We start from the raw sequence: 10,603 nt of genomic DNA, 5'->3' as shown, positions 1-10,603 counted from the left end.
CCAAGACCGCCGCGGCGGCGCGTTCCGGTGCTGCTGCCAAGACGTCCCAGGCGCACACGCCGGCGCCCCAAGCTCCGGACACCGCCAACGACCCCTGGGCCCGTGCCGTCGAGCAGGCCCCCGGCATCTGGACGATTGGCACGGACTCCAACGTCGGAAGCTACTCGCCCGAAGAATCCAGCGCTCCCGCCCCCACACCGGAGCCCGAACCCCCGCATTACGAACCTGCCGTGGCCCAGGTCCCGCAGTACGCCGCGGCAGTATCGGCTTCCGCCACGTATGAGCCTGTCGCTTCCTCGTCGAACGGTTGGGGAGACTCATCGGAATTGGTGCCGGCCGGCGCCTCGGCCGCTCCAGTCTCCGTAAGCGCTGCGACGGTTGCTCCGACCGCCGGACCAGCAGCCGCACCGGCCGCGGCTCCCCAGTCCACCGGCCGGCAAAGCCTGTATCAGCGCCTGTCCAACAGCCCCGAGGCCGAGGCTGGACGCGCCAAAGCCCCGGCCCGTGCTGCGTCCGCCACCACCACCTATGTCCAGGACATCCCCAGCGCGGACGACGAAACAATCGAGGAATCAGGCGTCTTCGGACGGGCCGCCGTCGAACGAATCCTGGGCGGAAAACTCGTGGAAGAGCGGTCACTGGACGGAAGCCCGCTGCCGCCGCGCTTCTAGCCGCCCCGCCGGGCCCTCCGCCCGTCACCACCCCAAACGAACGAGGACAAAGTGTACGAAGGTGCAGTTCAAGAGCTGATTGACGAGCTCGGACGCCTTCCCGGCGTCGGGCCCAAGTCCGCCCAGCGGCTCGCCTTCCACATTCTCGAGGCCGACCCGCAGGATATGAAACGGCTCGCGGATGCCATCATCACGGTCAAGGAACGGGTGAAATTCTGCACGGTCTGCGGCAACGTGACGGAGCAGGAACTTTGCAATATCTGCAGGGACCCGCGCCGGGACCCCTCGATCATCTGTGTCGTCGAAGAATCCAAGGACGTCCTCGCCGTCGAACGCACCCGCTCGTTCCGCGGCCGGTATCACGTGCTGGGCGGGGCCATCAATCCCATTGCGGGCATCGGCCCCGAGCAGCTCCGGATCCGTGAACTCCTCACCCGGCTCAACGACGGCGCCATCCAGGAAATCATCATCGCCACCGACCCCAATCTGGAGGGCGAGGCCACGGCCACCTACTTGGCGCGGATGCTCAAGTCGATTGGCATCGCCGTCACCCGTCTTGCATCGGGCCTGCCTGTGGGAGGCGACCTCGAATACGCCGACGAGGTCACGCTGGGCCGCGCGTTCGAGGGCCGCCGCAACGCCCTGAGCTGATCGGAGTCCAGCCCCTGTCCCGACCGGTCCCGATCCGCACCGAACGCCTGGTGCTGCGTCCGCTGGAAATCGACGACGCGGCGGCGGTCCTCCGGTTCCGCGGCGATCCAGCGGCCACGCAGTATCTGTCCCACGAAGCGCTGAGTCCCGAGGAGAACGTCGCCAGAATCCTTCGGCTGGTCGATGCCGCTGAATCGTCTGGCGTGGATTGGTTTAACTTCGGTTGGGCCATAGAGCTCCGCGAGACGGGTGAAGTCATTGGTGACGGCCGGACATGGAACTCGGCAGAGCCGCCGGCGCCAGGCAAGATACCCGCCGACTGCGGGAGCCTCGGACATATCCTCCATCCCGGCCACCACCGTCGTGGCCTGGGCCGCGAGGCAGCGGGTGCACTGGTCAGCTGGCTTTTCGAGGAACGCGGAGCACAAACGGTGTTCGCCGGCGTCTATGAAGCTAATCTCCCCTCCAGGCGCCTCTTGGCGGGCCTGGGCTTTCGGCAGGACCGCCATTTCACGTCCGCGCAGGACACAACAGGCAAGAATGTTCCCTCCTGGCGCTACAGACTGGACCGGAATCCCTATCCGATTCAACCCCGGGCCGCCACCGAACAGGTCGCTCCACCGGACTGATTCAACCCCGCATTGGACATGCCCAGCCCCCGGGCCCACGGATGGACATAGTGCCAATATGCCCATCCGCGAGCCCCAGCGGAGGGCATGTCCCAGATAGCAGGTGGACATGTCCCGTCGCAGTCCCCTCCGGAGGGCATGTCCCGTGGAGCGGGAGCGCAGGTGTCTGGCATTCGGTCACAATTCAGCAACCGAGGGGCCGCGGCGATAAACTGGGATGAGAAGTTACGCCGTCGCGCCGTTTGGTTGCCTGGCCCAGAACCCCGATGATCCAGTGAGGGTGCGCGCATGAGTTTGCCCACTACCGAAGTCCAGCCCGGCCCGCAGCCGCAGGAGCTGCCCGTCTCTGCTGCCACCACGAAGCACCTTGTGGTGAAGAAGTTCGGCGGTTCCTCCGTGGCGGATGCCGAGGGCATTAAGCGCGTGGCCCGGCGGATCGTGGATGCCCAGAACGCCGGCGACGAAGTAGTGGTGGTCGTGTCCGCCATGGGCGACACCACCGATGAACTCCTCGACCTCGCCGCGCAGGTCACCGACTCGGCCCCGGCCCGGGAAATGGACATGCTCCTCTCCGCCGGGGAACGCATCTCGATGGCCCTGCTCGCCATGGCCATCAACAAGTTCGGCGCTTCGGCCCAGTCATTCACCGGCTCCCAGGCCGGAATGATCACTGACGGCATCCACGGCAAGGCCCGGATCATCGACGTCGACCCGCACCGCATCCGCACCGCTCTGGACAAGGGGCACATCGCGATCGTGGCTGGGTTCCAGGGCATGAGCCGCACCACGAACGAGGTCACCACGCTGGGCCGCGGCGGCTCTGACACGACGGCGGTGGCGCTGGCCGCCGCCCTCGATGCGGACGTTTGCGAGATCTTCACCGACGTCGACGGGATCTACACCGCCGATCCACGCGTCGTGACCTCCGCCCGCAAGATCGACCGTATCTCCAGCGAGGAAATGCTCGAACTGGCGGCGTCCGGCGCCAAGATCCTGCACCTGCGCTGCGTCGAATACGCGCGCCGTTTCGGAGTGCCATTGCATGTCCGGTCCTCATTCAGCCAGAACGAAGGTACCTGGGTCCTGCCCAGCGCCGACGACAAGATCACAACCCAAGAGGGAGTTGCCTTGGAGCAGCCAATCATCTCCGGTGTTGCACACGACCGTTCGGAAGCCAAGGTCACGGTCGTCGGGGTTCCCGATATCCCCGGCAAGGCTGCTGCGATCTTTCAGGTCATCGCCGATGCGCACTCGAACATCGACATGATCGTCCAGAACGTTTCCACCCACGGCACGGGCCGGACCGACATTTCCTTCACGCTGCCGATCGTCGAGGGCGCCGACGCACTGGCCGCCCTGCACGCCGCGCAGGACCGGATCGGCTTCGAAAGCATCGAGTACAACGAGAAGATCGGCAAGCTGTCGCTGATCGGCGCCGGCATGCGCTCGCACCCGGGAGTCTCGGCGCGGTTCTTCGCGGCGCTCTCGGAGGCCGGAATCAACATCAACATGATCTCCACCTCGGAGATCCGGATTTCCGTCGTCACCCACGCCGACCTGCTCGACGATGCCGTGCGCGCCATCCACAAGGCCTTCGACCTGGACAGCGAGGACGAGGCAACAGTGTACGGCGGCACCGGCCGCTGACCTGCACGCCAAGGATCAGCGCCAGGAGTTAACTGGCGAAGGGAGCGGCATCAGCCGCTCCCTTTTCCCTGCCGGGCAGGCGAGGCTCAGACTTCCTCTTTGGGGAGGTCTTCTTTCCGGACAGCGTAGTGATGTCCGTGCGCATCGGTCTCCACTTCGAAACCGGCGAGGTCCATTTCGGAGGCCTGCTCGAAGTCGTCGTTTTTGTGCACGACCGGCGCGGAGTTATCCCCCCGCGAGGCAGGGCCGAAAAGGAAGCGTGCCCATGACGACGGGTGCAGATGCTGCCTGAGCGCCATCTTCCTCAGTGCAAGTGCCACAATTCCCACCCCCTCTCCAGCATCCGGGGCCGCGCGAAACCGCTGCGGCCAAGTAGCTGGTGCCAGTGCCCTCATTTTACGCCCGACGCCGGGAAAAGGCATGGCCGCGGCCGCCCGGAAATAGCCCGATACGGTGCCGGAAACCAATCCCGGCGGCTGCCTAACGCAGCGACTTGTCCTCGGGGTTGCGGGGCACGACGTAGGTGCTGCCGTCCGGGCGGTGGAGGGTCTCCCACTGCTGGGTTTCGGCTTCCCGCTGGGCCAGCAACTGCCGGTTCTGCTCGGTCATCTCGTGCCCGAGGGCGCTGCGGTTGGCCGGGCCAAAAATCATCCGGAGTTTGCCCGTTGCACGCATGAACCTCTGCGAGCCGTTTTCGGCGTTTTTGTTGGCCATCACAATCCACTCCTAAGAACGAGACGATTACCTCAGTGTACGCTAATGATTAGCGCACTAACTATCTACGGGAGGACCCACGTGACGGATGTGACCGAAGGAACTCAGGACGACCTCCTGCTTGAGCACCAGTTGTGCTTCGCGCTCACGGTTGCGTCCCGCAGTGTCGTCGGCGCGTACAAGCCGGTACTGGACAAGCTTGGACTGACCCACCCCCAGTACCTTGTGATGCTGTGCCTCTGGGAATCCAGCCCCCGCTCTGTGCGCGACATCAGCGGGGCCCTCGCCCAGGAACCGGCAACAATCTCGCCCCTGCTGCGCCGCTTGGAGGCGGCCGGGTTCATCACGCGCCAGCGTGTGCCGGGCGACGAACGGACCCTTGCCGTGGGCCTGACGCCGGTGGGCGCCGCACTCCGGGAGCAGGCCACTGCCGTGCCAGGGACCATGATGGAGCGGCTGGGCCTGACCCGTGAGGAGGTCACCGAACTGCACGCCTCCATGGTGGGCCTGATTGCGGCCACGAAGGACCCCTCCGGCGGCCCGCCCCGGCGGTAGACTGGGCAAAACACAGGAGGACTGCTGATGCGCAAGCAACTGAGCCACGCGGCGCTCGTTCTGATGGCGGTGGCCGCCCTGGCCGCCTGCTCGCCAGGGGCCACGCCGTCGCCGTCGACCACCACCCCCGGTCCGACGGGCGGGACAACGGCTTCCCCGACGGGGACCCCCTCGCCGGATACCGAAACAAAGACCCCGGCACCCCCGCCATCCGCCGCGCCGGTCACCTCAGGTCCCGGCCAGGGCAACGCCGAACTCGCCATTATGGTCAAACCCTCTGCGACCGGCACACCAGCGAACTTCACGCTGGTCTGCGTGGACGGCGTCCCGGCCGCCGAGAGCCAGCATCCCGACGCCGCCGCGGCCTGCAGCGCGCTGAAGGGCAACGCGGCGATCCTCAGCCCCGCCCCCCGGCCCACGGACCAGGCCTGCACCATGCAGTACGGCGGCCCGCAGGAGGCCACCGTCACGGGAGTGGTGGACGGCCGGCCGGTAGAAGCGAATTTCACCCTGCGCGACGGCTGCGAGATCGCCCTCTGGAATGCCGCCAAGGACGTCCTTGGCTCCGCCGGTGGAGTCTAAGCTGCACGCACTCCCGCAGGATGATTGGCTGCGCCGCCAGGCCGGCCATCAGGCGCGCGTCCGGCAATACGCGGATCCGTATCTGGCCCGGCGGTCCGCGGGCAGGAAGCACCCCGTCGAGGACTTCCTCTTCACCTACTACACCCAGAAGCCCGGGCAGCTGCTGCGCTGGCACCCGGGCGCCGGCGTCGTGCTCACCGGTCCTGCCGCGACTGAGCGCGCCGGCTGGAAGTACTACCGCGCGCCCGACGACGGCGAACTCGCCGCCGCCGGGCTGGCGGCGGGAACGACGGCCGTTGCGGTCGACGTCGAGGCGTTTGTCCGGGACCGGCGGGACGCCCTTCAGTTCGCCGGGATCATCCTGTCCGGGACGGCGGCGCGGCCCGCGCAGTTCGGCTGCTTCGGGCTGCACGAATGGGCCATGGTCTACCGGCAGGACAAATTCGAACTCCGGCACGAGTACCTCCAGCTGCGCCTCGGCCCGGAACGGACCGACGAGGTGGTGGAGGGGAACCGGATCCGCTGCTCGCACTTCGATGCCTTCCGGTTTTACACGCCGGATGCCGTGCCGCTGAACAGTCTCATCCCGAGCCGGGAGAACCAGCGGACCCTGGAACAGCCCGGGTGCCTGCACGCCAACATGGACCTGTACAAGTGGGCCTACAAACTTGCACCGCTGCTGCCCAGCGAGCTGGTCATGGACTGTTTCGAGCTCTCCTGGCGGATCAGGGCCATGGATATGCAGGCGTCCCCCTATGACTTGGAAGAGTGGGGCTATCCCGCCATCCTGATCGAAACGCCCGAGGGCAAAGCCGCGTACGTTGAATACCAGCGGGCTTTTTCCGCCGAATCACAGGAACTGCGGCGGCGGCTGCTGCGGGAGCTCAGTCCCCTGCTCCAGTCGTTGGGTTCCGGCCCCGCCCCAGAACCCACGGAAGGACAGCAATGACCGCCACGCACGAGCCTCACAGCCGCCACGAGATCGATCTCACCGTCCGCCTGACAGAGGCCCCGGGCGCCCCGGAATACGTGTTCCGGCTGGCGGCAAGCGGCGTCTCGCCCGCCGAGGGGTGCACCCTGCCGGATTCCGCCGCAGCTCTCGCGGCGGTCACGCAGCACGGGGAGGATATTTTCTTCCCCAAGCCTGGTCCGCCGAAGATGTGCACCCAGCAGTACGGCGGTCCGCAGGTCGCCATCGTGACCGGCTGGTTCCTTGGCCGGGAAGTCCACAGTACGTTCAGCCGCACCGACGGCTGCGAGATCGCCCGCTGGCGTGCCATGGCGCCACTGCTGGGCGGGGTTGCAGGGTCCACCGGGGCAATCTGAGCGGAACCCTCAGGCGCCACCGATCAACAAGCAAAGGCAATGGCCGGCGGNGGTGGAAACCGCCGGCCATTGCCTTTGCTGTCAGGTTGAGCTGCGCCTAGATGGCGTTGTTGGGACGCTCAAGCTCCTGGTTCTGGAACTTGGACTGCGCGGTTGCGTCTTCCGACGTCGGCGCCACCGAGGCGACGCCTGCGGCGTTCACGACGACGCTGACGAATGTCGGCTCGCTGGCACCGGCAAAGGTGATCCGTCCGATGTAGGAGCCGGGCTTAAGGCCGGTCCAGTTCAGCGTGATCTTGCCCGTTTCACCGTTCGGCAGCACCAGCGGGTTCGGCGTGATGGTCGCATTCTTCTCGTTGGCACCGAGAATCGCGGCATCAACGCTTGCCTTCGTGGCCTTGCCGCCCGGGCTGGAGTACAGGTTCGCGTAGATCGTGTACGAGCCGGTGGCCGGATTCGCAATGGACAGCGTCTCGCTGGACGACGACGTCGCCACCTCTTCGACGCCGCGGGGCGTGACGACCCACATGTCGAAGTCCGAGCCCGGGTCAGAGGAGATGACCGAGAACTTGGCCAGCGGAGCACCGGCCGGGACGTTCACAGTCTTCACGAAGGTCGAGGCGTCGGCGCGGCCCGCGAACGGCCCGGGGACCAGCTCCACGGCAGAGGAATCCGCCTTGGACAGGCCGTCCAGGGTCATGTTGATCGGGTTGTTGGTGCCGGAGACAACGCTGATGTCGCCCGAGCCGGTGCCGGAGTCGGTGCTCAGGAAGACGTCCTTCGCGGCGACAACGGACTGTGGCCGGACGGCGATCGGCGAGGTGACGGTCTTGCCTGCACCCTCCCAGCTCAGTGAACCCATGGCGAACTTGCCCAGGGCAGCGCTCTTGTTCTCAAAGCTGACCTTGAAGGTCTTCTTCTCGCCGGCGGCCTTGAAGTTCAGGGCCGCCGGAGCCACATTGACCTTGATTCCGGGCACATCGGCTTTGACCTTGTAGACGCCCGGGGTCAGGGCGGTCACGGTCCGGGTCACGGTGATCTTGCCGGTGAGGTTGCCCAGCGAGAAGGACGCGACGTTCATGTCCCGCGGCAGGGTGCTGGACGGCAGACCGAGGTTGATCCCCGTGCCCTGGATGAATTTCCAGTAGTCCTCTTCGTTGGCGTCGTAGACCAGACCCGGATCGACCATGCGAGCGGGGTCCACCTGGCCCGCGCCGGTGGCGTGGACGTCGGTGTTCTTGGAGCCGTCGGCGTTCACGACATTGCCTGCCGTGGTCATCATGGCGGACTTGACCGCTGCCGGGGACCAGCTCGGGTTCTTGCCCAGGAGCAGCGCGCCGAAACCGGCAACGTGCGGTGCCGCCATGGAGGTGCCGGACATAAAGCCGAACTTTGCACCGTCGGCGCCAATCGGCGACACACCGGCCAGGACAGCAACACCCGGCGCGGCGACGTCGGGCTTCAGCAGGTCCGAATCCGTGGCCAGCAGCGGCCCGCGGGAGGAGAAGCCGGCAATCTGCGGCTGCGCTTCCAGCGGCAGTCCGGTGGTGTCCTTGTTGACCAGGGAAACCTTGATGTCCGGGGTGGCCGCCACCTTGGCCTTGATGGCCTCAGTGGCCGGCGGGTTCACGTGGACGGTCGGGACAGCGTGCTGGTCCGCGTCCAGCGAGGAATTGCTCAGATTCACCAGGATCATGCCGACGCCGCCGGCACGGGAAACCTCGGCGCTCTTGGCGACGCGGTCGACAACGCCACGGTCGCAGACGACGACCTTGCCGGCGACCTTCGCCGGGTCCAGGGTGCCGGACCCGCACAGTGCGGGGGACGACGGCGGGGTCGCCGCGGCCGCGTTGGCAGCCAGCACGACGCCGGCGTCCTTGACTTCCTTGTTCATGATGCTGGCGCCGCGGAACTTCGCGCCGTCGGCGAATTCAACAGTGCCCTGGAGCTCCTGGGAGAAGCTGCTGGCCGCAACCGTGGTGACCCAGGGGCCGCCGTGGTTGACGGTGCTGGCCGTCGGACCGGAGTTTCCGGCCGACGCGGCGACGAATATGCCGGCGGAAGCAGCATTCAGGAAAGCAATCGAGACCGGGTCGATCACGGACGTCGCAGAACCGGAAATGGAGTAGTTCAGCACGTCCACCCCGTCTTTGACGGCCCGGTCGACGGCGGCAACGGACGAGGAGCTGTAGCAGCCGCCCGTGTTGGGGTCGGTGTCTTCCCAGCAGACCTTGTAGACGGAGAGCTTGGCAGCGGGCGCGATGCCGCTGGTCAGGCCGAAGCTGCGCCCGTCAACGAAGGTCTCGACGTTGGCGTTGCCGGCCGAAGTGCTGGCCGTGTGGGTGCCGTGGCTGGCGACATCGACCGGGGACAGCAGTTCCTCCGGTGCGCGGTCGCCCGGGGATACGTACTTCAGGAAGTCCTCGGCGAAGTAGTGCGCGCTCAGGACCTTGGAGTTGCAGGCAGAACCGTCGAAGTCCTGGCCCTTCTGGCACTCACCGATAAACGTGTCGCCGTCGGACTTGAGCATCGCGATCTTGCCGTCCGCCATCTTGTACGGCACGCCGACGACAGGCTGGCCGACGAGGGGCTTGACCTCTTCCCCGGCGAAGAACGCGCTGGACGGGGTGTAGCCGGTGTCGATGACCCCGACGACGACGCCCTTGCCGGCGCCGTCCTGGCCGCCGAACTTGGTGTTCCAGGTTCCGTTGGCTCCGCTGAGCTTCAGGAAGTCGGTGCTGGAGTAGTCCGGAGCGTTTTCCGTGTCAGGGGCAACCGTCAGCACACTGGGGTCCTTGGCCAGCTTGATGGCCTGATCCGCGGTGAGGCTGGCGCTGAATCCGTTGAGTGCGGCGGTGAACTGCCGGTTGATCTGGACGTTCTGCTTGCCTGCTACCTCGGCCTGCTTCTTTTCGAGGTGTGCCTCGTACTGCTGCACCTCGGACCTCTTGGTGTCCAGCTTCTTGCCCGATTCCGGCTTGGTTGCCGCCAGACCGGGCGTGCCGCCGTCGTACGTGGCTGCCGGCTTCTCGGTCAGGACAACGATGTAGCGGCCGTCCTTGTAGCTGGTCGGATCCAGATTCTTCTGCGCCACTCCCGCGACGGTGGGCCCCTGCACTGGCGCCGCGGTGGCGGGTTGGATCGCGACTGTTGACAAGAGAACCGGCAAGCCCAGGGTCAGTGCCACGGCCCTCCGGAGTCCCCCGCTTCGAAGGAAGCTCTTTCCTGGTGATTTCACGTGTGGTTGAACCTTTCAGAAGGAACGGTCCCAGCACTGCTGCCGGGTCAGAGGACTGGCAGGACAGAAAGAGCTGAGACTCTCACGGCCCGGACGGATACCAGCCGATTCATACAGTACAGACTGAGAGCCAGATATGACATAGAGCACAATGAGGAAATCAAAATTTGTCACACCCTTCGACAACGCCCATGGGACTGCGCGCGCAGGCGGCCGCGAGGGCTCTGCAGGCACACCCCGAATGTGAAGGGCGGCCCACCCCGGGGCCTGCTGCCGTCAGACGTCCGGCGGGGACGTGCTACTGGCGGGGCGTCCTGACAACTTCGCTGATCCAGGCACGGGTCTTCTCATCGAGCGGCCCGGCGACGTTGCTTTCCCTGGCTTTGCGGTCGGCTTTGATCTTCTGCAGGACCATCCGGCCCAGGCCCGCGAAAACAGCGGCAGCAACGACGGGCAGGACCACGGATTTCGATTTCTCAGACATGCGCACATCCTACTGACGGCGCACCGGAGCCGCCATAGCCCGGCCCGGGCCACCCCGGGCCGCACGGCCTGTCACCGGGGGTCTTCGCGGCGCTCTTGCACGGCGG

Annotated in this window: 11 protein-coding genes and 1 pseudogene; 8 read left to right on the top strand and 4 right to left on the bottom strand. The window is 66.3% G+C overall.

The window, feature by feature from the left end; genetic code table 11:
• From K789_RS0110300 to K789_RS0110285, 4 genes and pseudogenes are all read left to right on the top strand, one after another.
• Window positions 1-671, top strand: a pseudogene (locus K789_RS0110300) (DNA polymerase III subunit gamma and tau); the annotation flags it as partial.
• 51 nt (window positions 672-722) lie between these two features.
• Entirely contained in the window at window positions 723-1,322 is a 600-nt protein-coding gene (gene recR / locus K789_RS0110295) for a recombination mediator RecR (protein WP_024366686.1), read from the top strand.
• Between the two features lie 50 nt (window positions 1,323-1,372).
• Complete coding sequence (locus tag K789_RS24035; protein WP_024366685.1) at window positions 1,373-1,951, top strand: GNAT family N-acetyltransferase; 579 nt, start codon at window positions 1,373-1,375, stop codon at window positions 1,949-1,951.
• A 288-nt stretch (window positions 1,952-2,239) separates the two neighbouring features.
• The gene (locus K789_RS0110285; RefSeq protein WP_024366684.1) at window positions 2,240-3,598 is read left to right on the top strand and encodes an aspartate kinase; all 1,359 of its coding nucleotides are present in this window, start codon (window positions 2,240-2,242) and stop codon (window positions 3,596-3,598) included.
• Between the two features lie 86 nt (window positions 3,599-3,684).
• Here the strand turns inward: K789_RS0110285 and K789_RS0110280 are convergent, their stop codons facing one another.
• Both K789_RS0110280 and K789_RS0110275 read right to left on the bottom strand, forming a co-directional pair.
• Complete coding sequence (locus K789_RS0110280; RefSeq protein WP_024366683.1) at window positions 3,685-3,897, bottom strand: hypothetical protein; 213 nt, start codon at window positions 3,895-3,897, stop codon at window positions 3,685-3,687.
• Window positions 3,898-4,078: 181 nt separating this feature from the next.
• Window positions 4,079-4,312: a hypothetical protein gene (locus K789_RS0110275; RefSeq protein ID WP_024366682.1), complete on the bottom strand. Its 234-nt coding sequence runs from the start codon at window positions 4,310-4,312 to the stop codon at window positions 4,079-4,081.
• A gap of 45 nt (window positions 4,313-4,357) precedes the next feature.
• Here K789_RS0110275 and K789_RS0110270 point away from each other — a divergent pair, with 45 nt between their 5' ends.
• The 4 genes from K789_RS0110270 to K789_RS0110255 are packed head-to-tail and all read left to right on the top strand — an operon-like array spanning window position 4,358 to window position 6,775.
• Window positions 4,358-4,867, top strand: a complete 510-nt coding sequence (locus K789_RS0110270) for a MarR family winged helix-turn-helix transcriptional regulator (RefSeq protein ID WP_128081599.1) — start codon at window positions 4,358-4,360, stop codon at window positions 4,865-4,867.
• Window positions 4,868-4,894: 27 nt separating this feature from the next.
• Window positions 4,895-5,449: an SSI family serine proteinase inhibitor gene (locus K789_RS0110265; RefSeq protein WP_024366680.1), complete on the top strand. Its 555-nt coding sequence runs from the start codon at window positions 4,895-4,897 to the stop codon at window positions 5,447-5,449.
• The gene (locus tag K789_RS0110260; RefSeq protein ID WP_035739528.1) at window positions 5,409-6,398 is read left to right on the top strand and encodes a hypothetical protein; all 990 of its coding nucleotides are present in this window, start codon (window positions 5,409-5,411) and stop codon (window positions 6,396-6,398) included. The genes K789_RS0110265 and K789_RS0110260 overlap by 41 nt, the downstream gene beginning before the upstream one ends.
• The gene (locus K789_RS0110255) at window positions 6,395-6,775 is read left to right on the top strand and encodes a hypothetical protein (protein WP_029704845.1); all 381 of its coding nucleotides are present in this window, start codon (window positions 6,395-6,397) and stop codon (window positions 6,773-6,775) included. Before K789_RS0110260 ends, K789_RS0110255 begins: the two co-directional genes overlap by 4 nt.
• A 97-nt stretch (window positions 6,776-6,872) precedes the next feature.
• On the opposite strand, the gene K789_RS0110250 is transcribed toward K789_RS0110255, so the two are convergent.
• Together K789_RS0110250 and K789_RS0110245 are read right to left on the bottom strand one after the other, a co-directional pair.
• A complete protein-coding gene (locus K789_RS0110250) occupies window positions 6,873-10,013 on the bottom strand; it encodes a S8 family serine peptidase (protein ID WP_416352798.1) in 3,141 nt (1,046 codons plus the stop codon).
• Window positions 10,014-10,311: 298 nt separating this feature from the next.
• Window positions 10,312-10,497 (bottom strand): hypothetical protein, encoded by a 186-nt coding sequence (locus tag K789_RS0110245; RefSeq protein WP_024366676.1) that lies wholly within the window; start codon window positions 10,495-10,497, stop codon window positions 10,312-10,314.
• Window positions 10,498-10,603 lie beyond the last annotated feature (106 nt).

This window comes from Arthrobacter sp. TB 26, from assembly GCF_000427315.1.
Lineage (GTDB): Bacteria > Actinomycetota > Actinomycetes > Actinomycetales > Micrococcaceae > Arthrobacter.
The sequence above is the reverse complement of the archived record's forward strand: the minus strand, read 5'-3'. Positions and strand labels throughout refer to the sequence as shown.